This window comes from Candidatus Cryosericum odellii (assembly GCF_003570935.1).
GTDB lineage: Bacteria > Caldisericota > Caldisericia > Cryosericales > Cryosericaceae > Cryosericum > Cryosericum odellii.
Map to the genome: position 1 here is coordinate 20,484 of NZ_QXIU01000009.1, position 1,281 is coordinate 21,764.

At 56.8% G+C, this 1,281-nt stretch carries 1 protein-coding gene; it reads left to right on the plus strand.

The genetic code is table 11. The annotated features are described in order from the left end of the window. Positions 1–1,215, plus strand: a 1,215-nt coding sequence (gene ssnA, locus SMC5_RS00425; RefSeq protein ID WP_165848891.1) for a putative aminohydrolase SsnA, incomplete at its 5' end; no start/stop codon positions are given. Between the last annotated feature and the right edge of the window lie 66 nt (positions 1,216–1,281).

Below are 1,281 nucleotides of genomic sequence, written 5' to 3' on the forward strand. Positions count from 1 at the left end.
GCACGGCCGGTTGCAGGAAGGCAGGAGATTGACGCCGCCGGTATGACGTTGCTCCCGGGGCTGCTCAACACGCATATGCACCTGTACTCGATGTACTCGCGAGGCATCAGCACTGGGCGTGTATCTCATAACTTCCTCGACGTACTCCAGGACCTCTGGTGGCGCCTTGACCGTTCCTTGCTCAAAGACGCCTGCTGGATGAGCGCAACGTTCAGCGGGATGGACTCTCTGCGCTCTGGAACGACGACCATCGTCGACCATCATGCTTCACCCAGCTACATCGCTGGAAGCCTGTCGATACTGTCTGATGCGTTGAGCAAGATCGGTTTGCGGCACGTGCTTTCCTATGAGATCACTGATCGTAATGGCATACAGGGTGCGATCGCAGGCGTTGACGAGAACATTCGTTTCTTCGACGAGGTTACGGGAAAGGGAGGGCTGGCTTCAAGCATGGTTGGCCTGCATGCCTCGTTCACGGTCTCAGACACCACCCTCACCACCTTGCGCGCGAGAGTCGGGTCGCGTAACGTTGGGTATCACGTTCATGTAGCTGAGGGTGCCGTTGACGAGGAAGACAGTGTCGAAAAGTATGGCAAACGCATCGTGACCCGTCTGGACGATGCGGGATTGCTCGGTCCCCGGTCGATTGCGGTACACTGTATCGGCATCGACGCATCGGAGCGGGAATTGCTTGCGAAGTCCGGAACGCCCGTCGTCGTAAACACCATGTCCAACATGAACAATGCAGTCGGTCTTCCGGCCGTTCGAGAGATGCTGGAGGCCGGCATACAGGTCGGCATAGGGACCGATGGCTATACGGCGAACATGTTTGAGGAGTTTCGGAATACCCTCGTGGGGCTCAGGCACCGATACGAGGATCCGGCCGGTTTCTGGGCTGAGGTGCAAAAGGCTCAGATCGAGACGAATGCCGATATTGTGTCGCGTTGTACGGGATGCACAGTGGGCCGGTTGGAAGAAGGGGCTGCTGCAGACTTCATTCTTGTCGACTACGCGAGTCCTACTCCGTTAAGCTCGGAGAATGCTTTCGGCCACGTTTTTTTTGGCATGTCCGCGGATCTGGTCGACACTGTCGTTGTCAACGGAAATGTTGCTGTGAAAGGACACCAGGTCCTGGCCGTAGACAGAGAGGCTCTCGAACGGGAGTCACAGAAGGTCGCAAAGGCTGTCTGGGAGGCGTTTGACCGGCTATCCTAGCGTCCGACGATCATCTGACAGAGATGTACTTGACATAGGCGAATACGGAAAGGGCCTGAACCCTTG